This window comes from Psychromonas arctica, assembly GCF_038155225.1.
Classification (GTDB): domain Bacteria; phylum Pseudomonadota; class Gammaproteobacteria; order Enterobacterales; family Psychromonadaceae; genus Psychromonas; species Psychromonas arctica_B.
Genome location: NZ_JBAKBA010000016.1, coordinates 63,783 through 85,541 on the forward strand (window position 1 = coordinate 63,783; position 21,759 = coordinate 85,541).

The following is a 21,759-nucleotide window of genomic DNA, read 5'->3' on the forward strand; positions in this document are numbered from 1 at the left end:
GCTTCTAGTCAAACAGTGCTCGTGCTTTAGGAATAGTGAATAATAAGATTCGATCAAATATTAAAACACCAATCATTGCCGCTGCCCCTAAAGGAAACAATAATGAAACAGGTAAAATAAACCATACCGCCTGCTTCCATGTAGTAAGATTTTTAGGTTTTGTTGGTGCGCCTAATCGAACCTTGCTCGTTGGGCGACGAATCCACCACATAACCACACCAGTAATACAAATAGTTATAATCCCCAAACAAAAAAGTGTATTAACAATATAATTCCAAATTCCCCACTGTCCCATGTGTAATGAAATACCTACCGCCATCGCCTTTGCAGCTAAGCTATAATCTTCATAACCGACGTCAGCCAACACTTCACCCGTGTATTGATCGAAATGCACAGTACGATCATCCGTTGCATTTTCAATATCTTTACTCATTGAGCTAGCTGATGCAGTAAATACACCTGTTTCGCTTTGAGGAATAAAAACTTGGAATTGTGTAAACCCTATTTCTTTGGCGGCAAAAACGATATTATCTAATGTCATATGAGGTATGTTTGCTGCTGTTGTAGATTTATTAACTGCTTGAACAATTTCTGAATCTGATTCAGGTAATGTAGATTGCTCCAGTCCCCATGGCACTTGCTTAAGGCCTTTCACATTTAAATCTTGGTGCGTTAGTGTCGATGATACATTTTTGGCACTTTTACCCATTGGGAAAGTACTCCAAGCTTGCAACAAAGAACCTCCCCATACACTCGCCCAAGCCAGACCTGACAAACAAAAGAAGATCAAAATAACTGAAAGCCAAACTCCAATAACAGAATGTAAATTTCGCCAAAATAATCGCCCTTTATGACGGGTAATAGACAATGCTTCCTTAAATGTCATACCACTACGAGGCCACCATAAAAATACACCAGTGATCACCAATAGGATCGTAAAACTAACCGCTATTTCAATCATTCTATCACCCGTCAATCCGAGCATAAAAGTACCATGTGTATCATCAGCCCAAGCATATATTGAATCAGAAATGCCGAGCTCTCCTAATACCTTTTCTTGATAAGGGTCTACAAAAACAGAATAAGCTTCACCATTTTGAATGACTTGGAAACGAGTTGCTTCATTGATGTCATTAGGTACAAATAACGTTTTAATTTGATCTTCAGGGTAAGCTGCCACAACCAAATCTTTTTGCTTATCAAAACTAATAGGAGAGTTATTCACTTGATCTACATAATATAAATCTTGATTTGTCCAACGTTCAGCCACAGGCGAATAAAGCATAATTAAGCCAGTAATAGCTAACATCATAAGGAAAGGGATTGAATATAAACCTGCGTAGAAGTGCCATCGCCAAACTGACATATAAAAAGATTTATTAGAAGTCATTAAAAGTCCTATTTGAATATTAAATTATTTAAGAGCGTTATAGGACAGTAGAGAAAGCTTAAAAATTAATAAAAAATCAATGATAATTAAAAGTGACTCATTGGATAGAGACTTAATTGTTCTTAACTTTTATTAACTACAGCAAGTCTTCTAAAATCCAACTAAAACAGTAAAATACACTGTTTTTAAAATGGTTATTTTTAAACATTAAGACAGTGAACATTTAAAGCTATCTTAAATATTCATCTTCCTTCGACGGGAAGATGAATTAACTAAAGCATTAATAGAAATGAAATTGAATTATAGAGGGTGAGCTAAAAAGTCATTTATAAAAGCTATTACAGAAGCTATTTACCAAAAAAAGAGGTTCACATTACAAGCATGTGGAAACCAACACCTGCAATACCAGCACCTAAATATCTTAAGAGTTGAGCACCACTTTTTAGCTTCAATAAAATAAGGCCAATAAACACACCAGCAATATGTATAACCGCCGTTCCAATAACAAAACCAAGCGCATAATACATAGGTTTAGCTAAATAAGGCATTTCTGAACCGTGAGCATGACCATGGAAAATAGCAAAAAAACCAACAAACAGCATTGCTAGAAAAGCGGGAAATTTTTTCTCTGATGCAATAGAAAGTCCTAATGCAAGTACTGATAAAATAATGCCTAATTCAACAGAAAATAATTGAACATCTTCCATACCAAGAATGCCACCAATCAACATAACGATAACAAAAGTTGCAGGTATTTTCCATATTGCTTTCCCGCCCATCTGAGCACTTAAAATACCCACACTTAACATAGCCAGTAGATGATCAAATCCAAGTACAGGATGACTAAATCCAGACATAAAGCCACCAGCACCAGGAACCGTGTGTGCATAAGCCAAATTAGGGAGAATCAACATGATTCCAAATAGAGTTATTAATAATTTTTTCATTCGATTACCTATGAAGTTTATTGTTATTATTTTTATTACAGATAGTTTTTGTTACAAATGGTTTTCATTATTGATATTGCTATCAATAATCATTAAGTTTAACGAAATTAAAAAATTATGCGAGAAGAACGATGATAAAGAAGTACGATAAAGCATCATAATTATATACTTAGAGAGGTTAATGTTTTCATTAGCTTCTCTAATACCGATTACATTAACTAAGTGATCTAAATTTTACGTAGGAAAAATGACTTAGTTTAAGGCGTAAATCGAGCCTTTCGAAGAATAACTTCGTTAATCGTCTATCGGAGCATTAACCAAAGGGTGTTAATTCTTTAATGGTTGTTCCCTTTACGAAATTTACAACGAAGAAATAAGTTATTTTAACAAGTAAAATAGATCAGTTAATTAGTGTGGTTGGTATAAGTACAATAGAATCCTGTTTTAGACAATAATCATATTTTTATCATGAACATAATGAAGAAAAATGATAACCTTCAAGCCCTTAGAATAGAACCCTACTGAAGAATATTAATCAACTTTTATTAGATTTTAGTGAGCGTAAAAATAGCCCAAGTCCACCGACGGACAATACCAAAATAACAATAAGATCAAACGAAGTCATGGTGCGCATACTAAACCTGACGCTAGATATAACACCAAAAATTAAGGCAGTAAGAGAGCCAATTGAAAGGATCCAACCTAAAATGTTTCTCGCATTATAAAAAATAAGACCAATACCAAAAATGAAAGGAATCATAACCATGCCACTGGTAATGCCCATACCACCAAAGTTGTTAAAGCTATAAAGTCGAGAGCCAAAACCAAAACTGGATGTTACTGTGATAGCATTAAGTAGCATATAAAAGCCACCACACATCATAATCAAACCAATGAAAAAATTGCCAACCCCACCTGAACTTCCACCTGCTCCATTCATCTTATTTTAAACCTTTTTATATAATTGAAATAACTTAAGTTAATATCATAAAAGTATAACGAATAAAGCACTAAAAGTACTCTGCAACCAATATTAAGTTAATTATTTCTTTGTCTATTAGCAACCACTCTATTCATACTTTTTATTAGTATTTCTATTATCTTGGTTTTTTTATCAATGACTTTTATGTTTTAGCTCGATTAATGATAACGCCAAAATTCATCATAAATCACTTTTAAGAGCACTATTTTAAATAGTGTTCTTAAAAGTCTTGGAAAAACGATTGGAGGTACATTGATAAAATGTGGCAAATTAAACCTTGAAGTGCATTCCAGTTACGGCGGTTAAATATGCATCATGTTGATATGCATTAAGCGTAGTTGGTAATTCAATTTTATTTTTCTTCTGCATAGCGGCGGTTGTTTGTGGGGAGATTAACTTTACCTCACCTACCGTTGATAGTTGAATTAGCCCTTCCATTTTAAACGTATTTGCCCCACCAGCAAACCGCCCTATTTTCCCACGTTTTTTGATAAATATTTTTTCTATCTGATTATCGATAACAAAAGTATCAATCGCTTCTTTGAAAGATAAGACGTCCGTATTAACATCTCCATCACCTAATGAAATTTTCTTCTCTTTTAAATTTACATGATGAAAGCGCTCTTCATCAGTTTCCAATACCACTAAAATGGCATCACTTGCTTTTAATTCTATACCGCATATTTTCATAATAATCCTTTTTATAATACCTAATAACGTCATTGCGTATTTTAATAAAGCTTACTTAGTCACTGCTCTTTTAGTCTTAGGTTTAGTGTTAGTACTGGCTTTAATCATTTTCTTAAAACCCGTTGCTTTTCTAGGCGCAGATTTTCTTTTAGAAAACGACTTTTTAAATCCTGCGGGACTGGCTGGTAAATTAATTAACGCTTGTGGACCATCAGCAATCGCTTTACTTATAATATGCCCGAGCTGATCTTGTAATGGAAATACAAAGCCTTGATAAGTTTGTTCTTTTTGGGTAATGGCATTTAACTGCATTTCCCATAACGCGGTCATATCAGGCAACGTTAAGCTATCTGGCAAGCTTTCAATTAACTTTCGACCAACCTCAGTTGCCTGAATAGTTTTACCGATTCTTTGTAAGAATTGACGCTTAAACAGTAATTCAATAATCCCAGCTCTGGTCGCTTCTGTTCCTAACCCATCCGTTTCTTTTAGTACTTTTTTGAGCTCAGGATCTTTTACAAAACGTGCAATATTGCTCATTGCCGCCAACAAGGTTGCATCAGTAAAGAAAGCCGGAGGTTGTGTATTTTTATCTAACACTTCACCACGCTCACAATGTAAAACTTGCCCCTTTTTGAGCGTTGGTAAAAAGCTTTCAGTTTCTTTTTGTGGGAACAGTATTTTCCAGCCATCGCTTTGCTTTGATTTTGCTTTACTAACAAACAAACCTTGGTTTATTTCTATTTCAGCAATGCATTCCGCATAACAATAGTCATCATAAAATTGGCAAAGGTACTGACGGGCAATTAATTGGTAAATATTCTTTGAAACCAAATCCAATGTGTTGATTGATTTTTTGGTATCCGTAGGAATAATGGCGTGATGCGCATCGACTTTACTGTCATTCCAGGCACGCCCTTTAATAGATAAATTGGCACCTTGCACAGCTTCTTGCATCGCACTGTCGTTATTCGCAATTACTTGAGTAACATACTTAGCCTGTTGATGATGATTACGCGGTAAATAACGCGAATCTGAACGTGGGTAAGTAATTAACTTATGCCTTTCATAAAGTGCCTGTGCAGCATCTAATACTTGTTGTGCGCTATATCCAAAACGTTTTGCCGCATCAATTTGTAGACTAGATAAATTATAAGGTAAAGGCGCGACCTGTTTTTTATTTTTATTAATAAAACTTTTAACTGTAGCGGGTTGATTAGTAATACGTGCCGCTACGTTTTCTGCCAATGCCTTTACTAATACACGGCCTTCGGTGTCCTGATAAGGTGCACAAGCCTCACTCGGTTGCCACTTAGCAGTAAAACTAGGCTCATTTTTTTGTTGGTTAATAACCTGGCAGTGTGCGAGTACCTCATAAAATGGCTTACTAACAAACTGCTCAATTTCTTTATCACGCCTTGCAACTATCCCCAATAAGGGTGTTTGCACTCGGCCAACCGATATCACACCTTTGTAACCAGATTTTTGTGCAAGTAAGGTATAAGCGCGCGTTAAATTTAAACCATACAACCAGTCTGCACGGGTTCGTGCTAAGGCAGACGTTGATAGAGGAATAAAATCTTGATTTGAACGTAATTGTTGTAATGAACGTTTAACAGCATTAACCGTTAAATCACTGATTAAACAACGCTCTACTTGTTTTAATTTATTGCCTTTTACACCGCTGAAATGAATGACTTCATCAACGAGAAGTTGACCTTCTCGGTCTGGGTCACCCACATGTACTAACTGATCAGCTTGTTTAATTAACTTTTTTAAAATACTTAATTGTTTACTCGTGGTTGCAACAGATTTTAGTTTCCATTTTTCAGGAATGATTGGCAGGTGTTCGAATTTCCATTGTTTAAAACTAGGATCATAGGCTTCAGGATCAACCTGTGTTAATAAGTGCCCAATACACCAACTAACCACATCGCCATTGCCTGTATAGATACATCCATCAGCTTTACGATGTGGTTTTGGCAGTGCATCTGCAACTGCACGTCCTAAGCTTGGTTTTTCAGCAATATATAATTTCAACGAACACTCCAACTGTTTTTATAAACAGTATTTTATATAGTGTAATAATTCAAGTTTTAGGCACCTTTATTTGCAACTAGTTTTACTATTGTTTGACTAATCACCAATGATTCTTAAAATGCCCCTTAATATTTAAGATATCGTTCGCATAAATTAACCAGCATGACTTATTTTGTATAAGCTTATTCGAAATTGGTTAATTAGCATGACCTCATAGGAATTGAGATATGAAAATGTCAAAAAAGATAACATCATCATTATGTTTTAGCGCAGCGTTATTACTGTCAGCCTGCGGCTCTGAGAAAGAGGCAGAAAAACAAATAAGCGAGCCAATGGCGATTGATCTACAAGCAGAAGCACAACAAACAAGCGAAGCCAAACCGACCTTATTAGAGAGAGCTAAAATAGCCGCTTCTGCTGCGAGAAAAACAGATCCCGCTAAGTCTTGGGATGCAGTAGGCAAATCCAGTGAAGAAATTTGGGAGAAAAGCAAAAAAACCAGCCAAGATATTTTAACGTTAGGCACAGAGTCGAGCAAAGAAGCCTTGCAGAAAAGTAAAGAAATAGGTCAAGAGATCTGGGAAGGTAGTAAAGAAGCAAGCACAGCGCTTTGGGATAATGGTAAAGGTTCTGGTGAAGAAATCTGGAATGAGAGTAAAGAGGCAACTAAAGAACTTTGGGATAACGGAAAAGAATCTAGCAATGAGCTTTGGAAAGACGGCAAAAAAAGCAGCACTGAACTTTGGGATGAACACATAGAAAAACTAGAAAATTTATTTGATAAAAACGATAACAGCGCTGAAAATGATGCCTTTAATAAAGCTAATGAAGCATTTGAAGCCGATGAAATTTAATACTATTTACAGGGAGAGTTCAGAGCTCTTTATTTAGAAACTTAATTAGGGTGCTGTATTTAGAAACGGTGTACAGGGGCTATATTTAGAAGCAGTGTTGAAGGGGAATATTAGCGGTTATATTTAGGGAGCGCCTTGTTGCAATGAAGTTCGGTCTTTTTAGTAATATTGCCCTTATCTGTATTTAAAGTAGTCGAACAATATTTAAACTTATATTAGCACTTAAATCTCTATCAGTTATTAGGCTAATACAATAAATAACCTACCACTGTTGTTGCATTAACAAGGCTCATAAAATAAAAACACCGACGAAAGCTCACTTTGCTGGTTTTGTGATTAAAGACTATTTGACCTAATACACTTGCAGGCCAGCCAGATAATAGTGCTAAAACATAAAAGTGTTTTTCTGGTGTTCTTTGCCAATGCTTGATCGCTGCCAATTTATCCATACCATAAAATATAAAACTTAATAGGTTAGTAATAGCTAATAGATATAGCGACCACATAGGCAGTCGCTGTATTGACAGGTAGTAAAAAATAAAAACGATGTAAGCAGTGGAGGTCAGCAATAATAAAAGGTTTTTCATTTTATTTAGTTTGCCTTTAACACTGTTAAAAATGCTGTTATTTTAATTTTGAAACCATTGCTAATAATGCAGCTTTGATTTCTACACTAACGACTTGATTCGTCACAATATCAAAGTTATCAAAAAAGTTAGGGACGGATAAAGATCCTTTTACATCTGCGGCAAAATAAGTTGCCGAACCAACAGCAGAGCCTAATACAGAAGATGCACCACCAGGTCCTGGAGAAGTCGCTAACATTAAAACAGGTTTGTCTTGGTATACCTTCATATCAATACGAGAAGTCCAATCAAACAGGTTTTTATAAGCAGCAGTATAAGAACCATTATGTTCTGCAAAAGAGATAATTAAAGCATCAGCTTCTGTAATTTTGTCATAGAAATCTTGTGCTTGTTTTGGTTTACCTAATTGCACTTCACGTTGAATACTATAAATAGGCATTTCAAAGTCATTAATGTTTAATAACTCGACGTCGGCATCTGGGATTAGATTTGCAGTGTAATCTGCTAATTTATGGTTGATAGAATTTTCTGAGTTACTGGCAGCAAATGCGAGTACTTTCATGTTGAGCTCCTTATGATACCGATGCCACTCAATAGCTGAATAAAAAACTATAAGGGTCGAGGTATGAAATATCACTTAATGAATAACTAATTTTATCTGTCATTACACTTTTCATGTAATAAAAATGTCATAATATAATGGTCATGTTACTACTATGTAACTGTAAATCAATGCTAATAATATATTTGTAAGCAAACGTGTTATCCACTTATTTTTATTAAATATAGAAAAAAGCAATGACTATACTCTTTCAATTATCACTACTTTAAACGCACGACATTAGATCATATAGAGCTGATAATTGATATCATTATCGAAAACTAATAGTAAGTTTAACGATCCAATTAACACTCTGTAAAAAACCCTCTAAAAAGAACCTTTTCATTTGAATCGATCATTGAATGTAGACTTTAAATCTTTTAAACATGTTTAACCTGTTTCAACAACTTCATTTAATCGCACAGTAATACCAATCACAAAAAATAGACGAAAAAAAAGGCTAATGTTTCCATCAACCTTTTTAATAACAGATAAAATTGCTATATCCCGTGTAATTTCATTTAGGTCGTTATCAAAAGCATAAGATATAAATGCATGATTTCTTGAAACGCCTTATTACAAAGACAATAGAGCTTATCAGTCTAAATCTTTAACTGTCGAGGTAATCTAAATCGTCGTAATCATCACCTAACAAATCTTTTAAACGTCTTCTTTCTTTAATTTCTTCAATGCTACGGCGAACTCGCCCTCTTTTTCTATCATTCATTAATGCTTGTTTCTTTTTAGTTGAAGAATTGTCTTCATCCCAATCGTCTTCAGTAAAAAAGTCATTCACATCTTGTACATCATCGTCTTCAGTTTGTAGAGAGTTTGTGTTGGTATTTGTCATTTTAGTTCTCCAATCATGACAGTATTGCTAAGCCTTTATCGGCTTTTTATAACTACAAAAAAATTGTTTTTAACACGTAACGTATAGGCGTTTTTTATCTTCAATTAAATAAAAAACTATACCCTCTCTTTTTAACGCATTATTCAAAAAATTCAATAAAAATATTCAATTTAGATTAACTTAAAATTCAATTTCTATAAAATATGAGATTAAAACGTTATTTTGATGATAATTTCGACCATTAATGATCAATTCTTTTATCATATTTATAAGTTCAGCTTAATGCTCCGACCACCTCTCACAGGTAATATACAAAAGGGCCATTTGCAGTTACATTAGCAGACTAATTTCGATAATTATAAAAGGGTGAATATGCAGTTTTCAACTTTAGGCAGTAGTGACGAATCCGTTTCTCGTGTTTGTTTAGGCAGTATGACTTGGGGATTACAAAATAATCAGCAAGATGCCGACCAACAAATTGCCTACGCATTAGCACAAGATATTAACTTTATTGATACTGCAGAAATGTATGCGGTTCCACCTTCTGCAGAGACTTACGGTAAAACAGAATCAATTATTGGGCATTATTTGAAAAATAATAGCAGCCAACGTAAAGACATCATATTAGCGTCTAAAATTGCAGGGCCAGGTTTGCCTTGGGTAAGAGAAGGAGGTCCTATTACAGGCGAAACGGTTATCAGTTCAGTAGAAGCCTCTTTAAAGCGATTACAGACAGATTACATCGACCTTTATCAATTGCATTGGCCAAACCGTCAAACGCCTCATTTTGGTCGTAATGCACCAAATCATTTTAAATTTTCTGATAGTGATAGCACAGAACAAACTGAATCGATGTTAGATATTTTACAAGGTTTAGAAAAATGTGTGAAAGCAGGAAAAATTCGCCATTGCGGCTTGTCTGACGATACCCCATGGGGCATTAATAGCTTCTTAAAACTCAGCGAACAACATAACCTACCGCGCATGGTCTCTATTCAAAATGAGTTTAGTTTATTGCATGCGAAAGATTGGCCATATTTAATTGAAAACTGTGTGCATGAAAATATCGCTTATTTACCTTGGTCACCATTAGCAACAGGTATGTTGAGTGGCAAGTACCTTAATGGCGCACGTCCTGAGGGGAGTCGCTGGACACTTCAACAGCGCAATGGTTTATATAGAGATACTGAAACGAGTGAAGCAGCAATAAAAGCTTATCAAGAAATTGCAATGGCTAATGGCATCACTACTGCAGAGTTAGCATTGAAATGGTGTGACCAAGTTGATGGTGTAACTTCAACTATTATTGGCGCAACAACGATGGCACAGTTGAAAGAAAATATTAATGCCTTTAAAGATCCGTTATCAGAACAAGCTCTGTCGGATATAAGTGCCGTCATAAAATTATATCCTGCGCCTTATTAAGTGACTGGTTAAGCGACTAGGCTTATTTACTAGACTTATTTACTAGACTTATTTAATTTTTAGGTTGATTTTTTGGTTAATCTTTTATTTTATTCGTTAATAATCAACTTAACTAATAGTAGGGAATTTAATCACTTCAGCCTTAACATCAAGCCGATACTCTATTGGATTCTTTCCTTTAAGCATCGGCTTTAGCATTTAACTTCCCTCTTATAATTTAAAGCCTATCAATTCAAAAAATTGAAGATTGAATCAATTGAAGTATTTGAGTTGATGTATTGGAATTAAAGTATAGTTATTTAAAATAACGACATTTGGTCTGACGTAATAAGATTAAAATCTTTACCTAAGATGGGTAAAATCGCCTCTGCAATCGGTTTTAATTGCTTGTCGATATATTGCTGATAATCAATGTCAGAATGACAATATTCCTGAGGCTCTGGGCCATTAACCGTTAATAAGTAACCAATACGACCGTTTCGTTGATAACGTAAAGGCAAACCTAATGCCGCATTTTGTTGATCAGCTAACCGCGCCGCCCTTACTTGAGGAGGAATGTTTTTCACATAATCAGCTAATGGCCGACGTAGACGTTTGTGATAGACCAATTTATCGTCTAACAATCCTTGTTTTAATTGTTCAATCGTGTCGGTGATATATTCATCGACAGGCATTTCTGCAAAAACTTTTTGATACAATGTTTTTTGAAAGGTTTGTGCCAACTCAGTCCAATCTGAACGTACCGTTTCTAACCCTTTAAACACCATTTTTTCGCCAGACTCTGTCGCAGTTAATCCCGCATAACGTTTTTTAGATCCCGTATCTTGCCCACGTAACGTTGGCATAAAAAACTTAGAAAATGCCGTTTCGAATTCAATTTCTAAAAAGCAATCTAAATCAAACTCATCGCGCAATAGGGCTTCCCAATGCTGATTAATATCAATTGCTAACTGTTTCCCTATTTCATTTGCTTGCTGTAGATTTTTACAATCTTTTAAATAAACAAAAGTAGAATCAGTATCGCCATAAATAACTTGCTGCCCTTTGCTTTCAATAAAGCGCGCAGTTTGTTGCATAATTTGATGGCCGCGTAAGGTGATCGAACTCGCCAATCGCGTATCATGGAATCGACAACCTGCAGAGCCTAATACCCCGTACATACTGTTCATGATAATTTTGATTGCGTGTTGGAAGGCGTTATTTTTTTCTTTCTTTGCCTGTTCTCGTGCACTCGTTAAGGTATTTATAATACCGGGTAAGTGATGTTCTGTACGGCTAAATCGAGCCCCTCTAAAACCAGGAATGGTTTTATCTTCAGCTTCTAGCAACCCTTCTACCATCCCTAATGGGTCAATTTTGAAGCTACGAATAATATTCGGATACAAAGACTTAAAATCCAGCACTAATACCCATTCATATAAACCAGGAATGGAGTCCATGACAAATCCACCAGGTGAATGCTGTGCTTGTACGTCTCCTAGGTTAGGTGCGATGTAACCACTACGGTGTAATAAAGGTAAGTATAAGTTAATAAATGCAGCCACCGAGGCACCACGCCTTTCTAACATCAAGCCGGTTAACCTAGCTCGTTGAATCGTATATTCTGCTAATTGCTTATCTTCAAAAATGCGTTCTACTAATAAACAATCTTGTAAATTATAACGAGCAAGTGTTAACGGCTCTTGCTCAAATTGGCGCTTTATTTCCAAGCCTTTATCGCTATTGGTCGCAATTAATTTACCTTCACCAAATAAGCTTTGGCTCACAAACTCCAAGCTATAACTTTCAAAATGTAAACTTGCGTTCTTTAAGGCATCAATACCATCTAACACAACCCGACCATTTAAGATGACCGAACCAGATTCAGGGTCATCTCGGTGTGTCAGCCATTTTAATGCGCTGCCATCACGACCAATCGTTAAAGGCACATTTAATAGTTGTGCTCGTTTTGCTAATAAACGCATGTCAAAGTTAGCAACAGCCCAACCAATAATGGCATCGGGATCATAGCGCTCAAACCAAGTTATTAATTGTGATAATAATGCCCGTTCATCTTTAACCCAGATGATATTGATATCGGTGGCGGCTTGCGGTTTGCCAATCATCAAGACGGTATGGTGTGCTTGTTTTTTCTGCCCAACATTCCCCATGCTTAATGCAATACTATACAACTCACTTTGCGGGCTACACTCAACATCCAATGACACCATTTTTAATGTCACATTCGCTTTGATAACATCAGGATCGGTCTCACTCGCAATGGTTGCATGCTGACACGACCAATAGCTTCCTAGCCACTCTATCTGTCCTGACACTTTCACCAAGCCATAAATAAACCGCTCCATTAAGTAACGGTCACTGAGTTTAATATCACCTTCATAAGTGGCAATGCTTTGCTGCATCAATGCTAATTGGCACCATTTATGTAGCTGTTGCTGAAAGGTATAAACAGCGCAAACTTTTTTACCATTAAAGGTTTTAATATCAAGTGGACGGATAAAGTTAGGCTGGCAATTTTCTTGTTTCCAAATCGCTTCTGCTTGTTCAAGTTGATCTTGTTCAATTAAGAAAACATAACGCTGCTGTGGAATAACAAGTCGACAAGGTCCGCGTTCGGTACTTAACCAAAAAACAAGATCAACGCCATTCGCAGTCTCAATTTGCTGACGTGATAAAATCAAACCAGATAGGGAAGTAATAGAAGATTCATTCATAGGGTGCATCATAAAGCAGTTTATGAGAAAAGGTCATTATTTATGAGAATAAGCTATAGCTTATTGACATTAATTTTTAATGTTAAAGGTTTAATGGCAAATATACATATTGGGGAAAAATACAGAGCATTAAAAAATTTAGGGTTAAGGCTAAAAAATAAATAAGGAGCACGAATGCCCCTTACTTTTACAACCTAGATTAACGACGAAGCGTTATGCGCGATGACGCGGTAATACTAGATTAAGTAAAATGGCCACTATCCCACAAAGGCTGACACCTTGTAAGCTAAATGAACCAATTCCTAATGCCATACCGCCAATACCAAACACCAAGGTAACTGACACAATACACATATTACGTGGTTGCGATAAATCAACACGATGACGAATCATCGTATTTAAACCCACAGAGGCAATCGTACCAAATAACAACATCATGATACCGCCCATTACCGCACCAGGAATGGTTTGTAATACCGCACCAAACTTACCAACAAAGGCAAGTAGAATAGCAACAACCGCCGCCCACATCATAATTTTAGGGTTAAAGTTACGTGTCAACATAACCGCGCCAGTTACTTCAGAGTAAGTGGTATTAGGTGGTCCACCAAACAATGACGCAGCACTAGTCGCAATACCATCACCAAATAAGGTGCGGTGTAACCCTGGTTTCTTCAGGTAGTTTTTACCCGTGACATTACTGATAGCAAGGATATCACCAACATGTTCAACAGCAGGGGCAATAGCAACAGGAATCATAAACAACACAGCATGCCAATTCCATTCAGGTGCAACAAACTGTGGAACACTTAACCATGCTGCATTAGATATCACAGTGAAATCTAAAATACCAAAAAACAGCGATAACAAGTAACCAACAATCACACCACAAAAAATAGGCACTAGTTTAAAAATACCTTTTGCCAATGTCGAGACGATCAAGGTAGTAATTAAAGACGCAAAAGAGATGATCATAGCGGTATTTTGATCAATTAAAACTATGCTTGCATCACCGGTTTTACCCAATGCCATATTCACAGCGACAGGGGCTAAACCAAGACCGATTACCATGATCACAGGACCAACTACAACAGGCGGTAATAAGCGATGAATAAACTCAACACCTTTGAGTTTTACTGCGAAAGACATCAGCATGTAAACAACACCCGCGGCAAATAAACCAGACATAGTGGCTGGAATACCCCACGTTTGAACGCCATAAGCAATCGGTGCAATAAAAGCAAAAGAAGAGGCTAAGAAGATAGGTACTTGACCTTTGGTCACCAAATGAAATAACAGCGTACCAATACCAGCAGTAAATAAAGCAACATTAGGATCTAAACCTGTGATCAAAGGCATTAATACCAATGCACCAAAGGCAACAAATAACATTTGAGAACCCGCTAGTAATTGCTGAAATACATTAAGGTTGGCAGTAATATCTTGTTCAGGTTGTTTGGATTGTTCTTCTGAAGCGATGTCAGACATGAATAATTCCCTTTAATAATTTGCAGTTAAAATTTGTCTTTGAGCACGTAGACTTAAACATTCTGTTAAATAAACATGCTCAATATATTAATAAGGCGATGAGCTGCCTTATTAATTACCTTTAGTACTTATTGCTTCGCACTAATTATCAGTTTTTTATAGAGCTTACAGAGCTTATTTAGTGCCGAATATTTTATCGCCAGCATCGCCTAAACCCGGAACGATGTAACCACTTTCATTCAAGTGTGAATCGATAGACGCGGTGTAAACTTCAATATCAGGATGTGCAGCTTCTAATGCTTTTAGACCTTCTGGTGCCGCGACTAAAATTAAAACTTTAATATTAGTACAACCACTTTCTTTGATAAGGTCTAATGTTGAAATCATTGAGCCACCAGTCGCTAACATTGGGTCGACGACTAAGGCTAAACGTTGATCAATTTGGCTTACTAATTTTTGGAAGTAAGGAACAGGCTCTAGTGTTTCTTCATCACGGTAGATACCAACAACACTTACTTTTGCACTTGGAATATAATCTAAAACACCATCCATCATGCCTAAACCTGCACGTAAAATAGGCACTACTGTTACTTTTTTACCTGCGATTTGTTGAACTTCTAACTCACCTTCCCAACCTTGGATTGTTACCGCTTCTAGTTCTAAATCTTTCGTTGCTTCATAGGTTAATAAACTGGCAACTTCACGTGCTAACTCACGAAAACGTTTGGTACTAATATCCGCTTCACGTAATAAACCTAATTTATGTTGGATCAGGGGATGTTTTACTTCAACTACTTTCATGATATTTCTCCAAATGGGTAAAATTTAAAATCGGCTGATAATAACAATATAAAATGAATCAAATTATGTGCTGTATCATTATAAATTGAAAACGCACTTTTTTGTTAAAATTAGTCAATTTTTAAAGCAAAAAGGCCAAGAATTTCTTCTTAGCCTTTTGATTTAAAACATTTCAATATTCAAAGTACACTTCAATGTGTGTCTGAATATAATAAATAACGTAATAAATGGTGTCATAAATAATATAAAACTTAGTTATTATTTAAGTTAGTCGCGCCAATTTTATGAATCGCTACATCCGCACCATTAAATTCATCTTCTTCACTAAGGCGAATAGGCATGATGGCATTGACTGTTTTATAAACAATGAAGCCGCCAACAACAGCAAATAAGACACCCGCTAAAGAACCTATTAATTGGCTCATAAAAGTAACACCGCCTAAACCACCAAAGGCTTCAAGTCCGAATATACCAGCAGCAACACCACCCCATAAACCACACAGTCCATGTAACGGCCATACACCTAACACATCGTCAAAGTGAGCAAATTTATTTTGTACGTAGGTAAATACCCAAACAAATAGTCCACCAGCAACCAGCCCCGTCATTAAAGCGCCGATCGGATGCATTAAATCAGAACCAGCACAAACAGCGACTAAACCAGCTAATGGGCCATTATGAATGAAACCAGGATCTTTTTTACCAATAACAAGAGAACTAATAATACCGCCAACCATCGCCATTAAAGAGTTCATTGCCACTAAACCACTAATGCCTTCAATTGCTTGTGCAGACATCACGTTAAAACCAAACCAACCAATAGACAGTATCCATGCACCTAATGCTAATAGAGGAATGTTCGAAGGTGCAAACGCAACGACTTTACCGTTACGGTAACGACCATTACGACTACCTAAAACAATAATCGCAGCAAAAGCAATCCAACCACCTACTGCGTGTACAACAATAGAGCCAGCAAAGTCATGGAAACCCGCACCGAAGTTAACTTCTAACCACTCTTGAAAGCCGTAATTACCGTTCCAAATTAAACCTTCAAAGAAAGGATAAACAAGACCAACACATAATGCAGCAGCAATTAGCATCGGGTTAAACTTAGCGCGCTCAGCAACACCACCAGATATAATCGCCGGGATAGCAGCAGCAAACGTCATCAAAAAGAAAAACTTCACTAATTCATAACCGTTATTTTCAGCAAGTACTGCAGCGCCATCAAAGAATGTCACACCATAAGCTAACCAATAACCAAAGAAGAAATAGACTAAAGCTGACACACCAAAGTCGGACATGATTTTAACTAATGCATTAACTTGGTTTTTATGGCGAACGGTGCCGACTTCTAAAAAAGCAAAGCCTGCGTGCATGGCAAAAACCATGATTGCGCCTAATAATATAAACAAAGTATCCGCACTACTGATTAATGCTGTGACGTGATTTTGTACTGACTCCATAAATTCCCTCTCAAAAGTCCTTAAAAAAAATTGTGCAGAACCATAACTTATCGGCCCCCTACTTAACATAGTTTTATGTCGTTTTATGTGATTTTTGAGCGTTTATTTGATTCAAAATCAACAATCGAAATAAAAATACGATAAGAATAATGCGAAGGTTTACTTGCTTTATAAAAACAATACATTTACTTAAGTTAATTCAGTTTAAATAAAAAACATCAATCCCAAAATAAATGGCTTATATTGATTAATTTCAATTGATAATGAAAATTACTCAAGCCTCTTCACTTGTTTATATAAAACGCCTTACGTATAGTCCTATTTAATATGTGTCCATTTTTAAACATGTGCTTTTTAATACCTTAGTCGTTATAGGACTCTACTTGCTTTGCTAAATAATTCATCTACTAATAACGACACAAAAAGGTCAGAAAATGCGACCTCATTATCATGCTTTGCAGATTGTAAACCGGCAGCGTTTGAGTTAAAAAACCTAGCTTGGTCTCCCTATAAACACACTCCATTACTTCACCCCATTAGTATTACCGTTAATCCGACTGAATTTGTTGCCGTAGTCGGCCCTAACGGTTCAGGTAAAACCAGTTTATTACGTTGCTTATATCGTGTTAATAAACCTTCTTCAGGCCAAGTTTTAATGGATGGAAAGGATATTTGGTCATTACCTGCTCGTACCTGTGCTCAGCGTATTGCAACGGTATTACAAGATACAGGAGCAGAATTTGGTTTGAGTGTATTTGAGATGGTTGAAATTGGATTAACCCCTAAGTCAACCAGTTGGAAGCGCACCGCTGAAGATAGTGAAGCCATTGAAAGTGTATTAGCATTATTGGATGTCTCTCATCTTATTGAGCGTAACTTTAACGCTTTATCTGGCGGCGAACGACAACGCGTTATGATCGCTCGCGCTTTAGTACAAGGTCCAGATATTTTGATTCTAGATGAACCCACCAATCATTTAGACATTCGCCATCAGCTTGAAGTGCTTGAATTATTATCTACATTACCTTGCACTATCATTGTCTCTTTACATGATTTATCACTGGCAGCCGCTTATGCAGATCGTGTACTGGTGATGAAAGATGGGCAGATGCAAGGTTATTCTGCCGCAAATGAAGCGTTTACAGAACAACAAATTGAACATGTATTTGAAGTTAAAACTATTATTGACCAACACCCAATAACGCGACGTCCGCGATTTTCTTTTTATACAAATAACCAACAGGATTAATTAACCATGATTCACGTTAATGCACCATTTAAGTATACCGCCATTGTATTAACGAGCTTATTAGTCAATACCGTATATGCAGCGCAGAGAGATACTGCGCATTATCCTATTAATGTAGAAAGCTGCGATCGTATTGTCACTTTTGATCATAAGCCAAAGGCGGCAGTGTCAAATGATGTGAATTTAACAGAAATGATGTTAGCACTTGGTTTACAAGACAGTATGGTAGGTGTGACAGGCATTTCTGGTTGGAAAACACTCGATCCTGTTTTACGTGCTGGTATCGGAGAATTACCAGAGCTTTCTCCTAAATATCCAACGAAAGAAGTGTTACTAGGCGCAGACACTGACTTCTATTTTGCAGGTTGGAACTATGGCATGCGTGTTGGTGGAGGTGTTACTCCAGATACGCTAACGCCGTTAGGTATAAAAGTTTATGAATTAAGTGAAAGTTGTATTCATATTATGAAGAAACCTAAAGTCTCAATGGATGATCTTTATGATGACTTAACCAATCTAGGTCATATTTTTAATGTTGAAGAACGCGCTAATAAACTAGTTACAGGCTATAAAAAAGAATTAAAAGACTTCCAAGCTAATTTAGCACCACTTGATCATCCGACCAAAGTATTCGTCTATGACTCAGGTGAAGAGCAACCTTTTACATCAGGAATGCACGGTATGCCAACGGCATTAATTGAGGCAGCTGGCGGTAAAAATATTATTGATGATGTACAAAAAAGTTGGATACAAGTCGGCTGGGAATCTGTTATTGACCGAGCACCGGAAGTTATCGCGATTGTGAATTACGGTGACGTAACGGCACAGCAAAAAATTAATTTCCTGCGCAACCATTCGGGGCTTAAAGATATTCCCGCTGTAAAAAATAATCGTTTTGTTATTTTAGAATATGTTGAAGCAACACCAGGCCCAAGAAATATTCAAGCCATCAAACGTTTAGCTAAAGCGTTTAGAACGGAATAATGAAAAAGCTACCTTCATCTAAAAAGCTAAGCTTTTCAAATATACCATTAGGTTTGCTATTAGTGGGCTTAGCTGGACTACTCATTATCTCAATGGGTATCGCAATTGGTGTTGGCTCTGTACCTATTTCACAATCAACAGTGTGGGGAGTGATTGCTCATAAGCTATCCTTTTCCAATAGTTTACCTAATTGGTCCATAGGGCGTGAAAATATTGTATGGGCAGTCCGTTTCCCTCGCACTATTCTAGCCGCTATTGTAGGGGCTACGCTTGCTGTAGTTGGTGCTGCATTGCAATCGATCACCCGTAATCCGCTTGCAGATCCACATTTATTGGGGATTTCTTCTGGGGCAGCTTTAGGCGCTATTATTGCGTTATTACACACTGGTATGATTTTAGGGCTAGTAACTGTGCCTGTATTCGCCTTTATTGGGGCTTTGTTTGCTATGTTTTTAGTATTAGGCGTGGCTAACTTCTCTATGGCTAACAGCGCAGGTAGATTAGTACTTGCAGGTGTCGCGGTAGCATTTGTACTCACCGCATTAGGTAACTTATTTATCTTCATGGGCGACCACCGCGCATCACATACGGTTATTTTTTGGATGTTGGGTGGATTAGGCTTAGCACAATGGAACCAACTTTGGTTTCCATTTATTACTTTGTTACTAGGGGCAAGCTATCTTATTTATAAAGCAAGATACCTAAATGCCATGATGCTAGGCGATGAAACAGCGAGTACCTTAGGTGTGCCTGTACAACGCTTCCGCTTAATCGTCATTGTGGTGTGTGCCCTGCTAACGGGCGCTGCAGTTGCTTTCTCTGGCGTGATAGGCTTTGTAGGCTTAATGGTACCGCATATCGTCCGTTTGTTAGTGGGTGGTGACTATCGTAAAATTCTACCGTTATCAGCTTTATTAGGTGCGCTATTTTTAGTCTTTGCAGACATAGTAGCAAGAATTATTATTCCACCAGAAGATATGCCTATTGGTATTTTAACAGGTCTAGCAGGCGGTATCGCTTTTGTGTTCTTAATGCGACAACGTCGTAATGTGGCTTTTTAAAAACCGTAAATTTTAGAAAGAAGGCTCAGGAATATAATATTGCTCATAAGACAGTTATATGAAGCCAGTGAGGGTATTAACAACCTAATTATAAATTGATTTAACCACTATTCTTCGCTGTTTAAGTACACTGTCATCAATATATGTCAAAACGAATAAAACAATCTATTAATTTAATTAATAGATTGACCGTTTTTTAATCTTTCACGAACGTCTTTAGGTGAATATGGGGGAAACTTAATTCCCTTACTAATTAAGAGCTCTTTTGTTTTGATAGCCCAACCATAAGCTTCAAATTCAGAGCTTAGAAGATTTTTTGATAGCTTACTCTCAATTTGATACGCAATAGTTACACCAGCAGAATTAGGTTTATTATAAGCAGCTCCCATCTTGATCAGTTGATAACATATTTCGAATTTATTTAATGATGTTGAATATAAAGGAGCGTTATCACCACCTGGTTCGGCTCTATTTAGGTCAGCACCAAATTCTAATAACATATTAATATGATTCCAATTATCGTGGCCAATTGCTCTAAAGATAACAGGGTAAGCATTATGATCAACAGCGTTTGCGTTTCCACCATATTTAAGCAGTAATTCTAAAATCTTATCGTCACCATCTCCAACAATATAAGCAATAGGATGATCATTATTACCGGAAATAAAATTAGGATCTGCGCCAAGTTGTAATGCTAGTTCAATAGCATTTAAGTCTTTATTGATAATCAAGAAAAAAGAGGAGTAATCCCTTCTTTGCCATAACTATTTAAATTAAAGCCATTTTTAATAAGCTGTTCAGATGTAAACTTATCACCCTTCTCGATTTCATTAAGTAGTAAAGTCATATTACTATCAAAATAGTTATTTTTTTTAACTTTACCTCCAAAACTACATGCACTTGTCAAACACAGACTTAAAATTAATAAAAATCTATTAAAGCATTTAAGATTTGTTAATAATTTTTCTTTAACATCCATTGTAATTATTCCCATAAGTTTCAACTGCTTTAATACATTTATCTTATTATGCTTTAATCTCTACAATAACGATATCTGCATCTGTAGTAGGTTAAGTCATGCCTATCAATGAAATCAAATACTACCCTAGGGAAAGGTTGGCAGATTCAACCTTGAAGTGCATAACCACTAAGCAAAAAATACTCAATAAGTAAGTCTTTAAATATATCCACTCTATTGAGCTTGAGCCATTGATACACACGATCCTTTCACAGTAGGACAATCTATTGATCTACCAACAAAGCTAAAGGGGAATGTTTTTTTGTTAGTCTGTTGAACTACTCCTGAATTTTAGGAGAAAAGCCTATTCAATGAATAGACTTTTAAATGCGACACCTCTTGCTGGGCTTGAATCAGCGACACACGCTATACCTTAAAAAGAGGACAGTCAGTTGATCTACCAACTGAGTTAAAGAGGAATTGTGTTTTGATCTTTTTTACAAAATTAAAGCAAAAAAATCTTACTCAAACGAGTAGGCTTTTAAATGTGGCTCCTCTTGCTGGGCTTAAACCAGCGACACACGCTATACCTTAAAAAGAGAACAGTCAGTTGCTCTACCAACTGAGTTAAAGAGGAATTGTGTTTTGATCTTTTTTACAAAATTAAAG

The 21,759-nt window shown here is 36.4% G+C and carries 19 protein-coding genes and 1 tRNA gene; 5 read left to right on the forward strand and 15 right to left on the reverse strand.

Translation table 11 applies throughout. The features are described 5' to 3' along the window. Window positions 1-4: 4 nt before the first annotated feature. The 5 genes from V6255_RS08605 to V6255_RS08625 form a co-directional block, all read right to left on the reverse strand. The gene (locus V6255_RS08605; protein ID WP_341627773.1) at window positions 5-1,390 is read right to left on the reverse strand and encodes a PepSY domain-containing protein; all 1,386 of its coding nucleotides are present in this window, start codon (window positions 1,388-1,390) and stop codon (window positions 5-7) included. A gap of 368 nt (window positions 1,391-1,758) precedes the next feature. After that, entirely contained in the window at window positions 1,759-2,337 is a 579-nt protein-coding gene (locus V6255_RS08610; protein ID WP_425355917.1) for a HupE/UreJ family protein, read from the reverse strand. A gap of 535 nt (window positions 2,338-2,872) precedes the next feature. Continuing rightward, on the reverse strand, window positions 2,873-3,277 hold the full coding sequence (locus V6255_RS08615; RefSeq protein ID WP_025563811.1) for a hypothetical protein: 405 nt from the start codon (window positions 3,275-3,277) through the stop codon (window positions 2,873-2,875). Window positions 3,278-3,589: 312 nt separating this feature from the next. Further along, window positions 3,590-4,009, reverse strand: coding sequence for a DUF3010 family protein (locus V6255_RS08620; RefSeq protein WP_341627774.1), 420 nt, complete (start codon window positions 4,007-4,009; stop codon window positions 3,590-3,592). Between the two features lie 51 nt (window positions 4,010-4,060). Beyond that, a complete protein-coding gene (locus V6255_RS08625; RefSeq protein WP_341627775.1) occupies window positions 4,061-6,049 on the reverse strand; it encodes a DNA topoisomerase III in 1,989 nt (662 codons plus the stop codon). Between the two features lie 227 nt (window positions 6,050-6,276). Between V6255_RS08625 and V6255_RS08630 the strand changes: the two genes are divergently transcribed. Further along, window positions 6,277-6,903 carry a hypothetical protein gene (locus V6255_RS08630; RefSeq protein ID WP_341627776.1) on the forward strand — a complete coding sequence of 209 codons (627 nt, stop codon included), beginning with the start codon at window positions 6,277-6,279 and terminating at the stop codon, window positions 6,901-6,903. Between the two features lie 245 nt (window positions 6,904-7,148). Here the strand turns inward: V6255_RS08630 and V6255_RS08635 are convergent, their stop codons facing one another. The 3 genes from V6255_RS08635 to V6255_RS08645 all read right to left on the reverse strand — a co-directional run bounded on the left by V6255_RS08635 (window position 7,149) and on the right by V6255_RS08645 (window position 8,941). Further along, the gene (locus V6255_RS08635) at window positions 7,149-7,490 is read right to left on the reverse strand and encodes a DUF1294 domain-containing protein (RefSeq protein WP_341627777.1); all 342 of its coding nucleotides are present in this window, start codon (window positions 7,488-7,490) and stop codon (window positions 7,149-7,151) included. 37 nt (window positions 7,491-7,527) lie between these two features. After that, the gene (locus V6255_RS08640; RefSeq protein WP_341627778.1) at window positions 7,528-8,052 is read right to left on the reverse strand and encodes an NAD(P)H-dependent oxidoreductase; all 525 of its coding nucleotides are present in this window, start codon (window positions 8,050-8,052) and stop codon (window positions 7,528-7,530) included. Window positions 8,053-8,701: 649 nt separating this feature from the next. Further along, the gene (locus tag V6255_RS08645) at window positions 8,702-8,941 is read right to left on the reverse strand and encodes a PA3496 family putative envelope integrity protein (protein ID WP_025563799.1); all 240 of its coding nucleotides are present in this window, start codon (window positions 8,939-8,941) and stop codon (window positions 8,702-8,704) included. Window positions 8,942-9,313: 372 nt separating this feature from the next. On the opposite strand from V6255_RS08645, the gene V6255_RS08650 reads away from it, so the two are divergent. Continuing rightward, window positions 9,314-10,366, forward strand: a complete 1,053-nt coding sequence (locus tag V6255_RS08650; RefSeq protein WP_341627779.1) for an aldo/keto reductase — start codon at window positions 9,314-9,316, stop codon at window positions 10,364-10,366. Between the two features lie 299 nt (window positions 10,367-10,665). On the opposite strand, the gene V6255_RS08655 is transcribed toward V6255_RS08650, so the two are convergent. The 4 genes from V6255_RS08655 to V6255_RS08670 all read right to left on the reverse strand — a co-directional run bounded on the left by V6255_RS08655 (window position 10,666) and on the right by V6255_RS08670 (window position 16,838). Then, a complete protein-coding gene (locus V6255_RS08655; RefSeq protein WP_341627780.1) occupies window positions 10,666-13,080 on the reverse strand; it encodes a DNA polymerase II in 2,415 nt (804 codons plus the stop codon). 213 nt (window positions 13,081-13,293) lie between these two features. After that, a complete protein-coding gene (locus tag V6255_RS08660) occupies window positions 13,294-14,568 on the reverse strand; it encodes a uracil-xanthine permease family protein (RefSeq protein WP_341627781.1) in 1,275 nt (424 codons plus the stop codon). 174 nt (window positions 14,569-14,742) lie between these two features. Then, window positions 14,743-15,369, reverse strand: a complete 627-nt coding sequence (gene upp / locus V6255_RS08665) for a uracil phosphoribosyltransferase (RefSeq protein ID WP_025563791.1) — start codon at window positions 15,367-15,369, stop codon at window positions 14,743-14,745. A gap of 251 nt (window positions 15,370-15,620) precedes the next feature. After that, a complete protein-coding gene (locus tag V6255_RS08670) occupies window positions 15,621-16,838 on the reverse strand; it encodes an ammonium transporter (RefSeq protein ID WP_025563789.1) in 1,218 nt (405 codons plus the stop codon). Between the two features lie 388 nt (window positions 16,839-17,226). On the opposite strand from V6255_RS08670, the gene V6255_RS08675 reads away from it, so the two are divergent. Genes V6255_RS08675 through V6255_RS08685 form a run of 3 tightly spaced genes read left to right on the forward strand, consistent with a single transcriptional unit; the run spans window position 17,227 to window position 20,132 of the window. Beyond that, window positions 17,227-18,087, forward strand: coding sequence for an ABC transporter ATP-binding protein (locus tag V6255_RS08675; protein ID WP_341627782.1), 861 nt, complete (start codon window positions 17,227-17,229; stop codon window positions 18,085-18,087). Window positions 18,088-18,093: 6 nt separating this feature from the next. Then, on the forward strand, window positions 18,094-19,071 hold the full coding sequence (locus V6255_RS08680; protein ID WP_341627783.1) for an ABC transporter substrate-binding protein: 978 nt from the start codon (window positions 18,094-18,096) through the stop codon (window positions 19,069-19,071). Further along, window positions 19,071-20,132: a FecCD family ABC transporter permease gene (locus tag V6255_RS08685; protein ID WP_025563783.1), complete on the forward strand. Its 1,062-nt coding sequence runs from the start codon at window positions 19,071-19,073 to the stop codon at window positions 20,130-20,132. Before V6255_RS08680 ends, V6255_RS08685 begins: the two co-directional genes overlap by 1 nt. Before the next feature lie 173 nt (window positions 20,133-20,305). On the opposite strand, the gene V6255_RS08690 is transcribed toward V6255_RS08685, so the two are convergent. The 3 genes from V6255_RS08690 to V6255_RS08700 all read right to left on the reverse strand — a co-directional run bounded on the left by V6255_RS08690 (window position 20,306) and on the right by V6255_RS08700 (window position 21,727). Next, entirely contained in the window at window positions 20,306-20,863 is a 558-nt protein-coding gene (locus V6255_RS08690; RefSeq protein WP_341627784.1) for an ankyrin repeat domain-containing protein, read from the reverse strand. Next, complete coding sequence (locus tag V6255_RS08695) at window positions 20,860-21,111, reverse strand: hypothetical protein (RefSeq protein WP_341627785.1); 252 nt, start codon at window positions 21,109-21,111, stop codon at window positions 20,860-20,862. Before V6255_RS08695 ends, V6255_RS08690 begins: the two co-directional genes overlap by 4 nt. 527 nt (window positions 21,112-21,638) lie before the next feature. Then, window positions 21,639-21,727 (reverse strand) — tRNA-OTHER (locus tag V6255_RS08700). Window positions 21,728-21,759 lie beyond the last annotated feature (32 nt).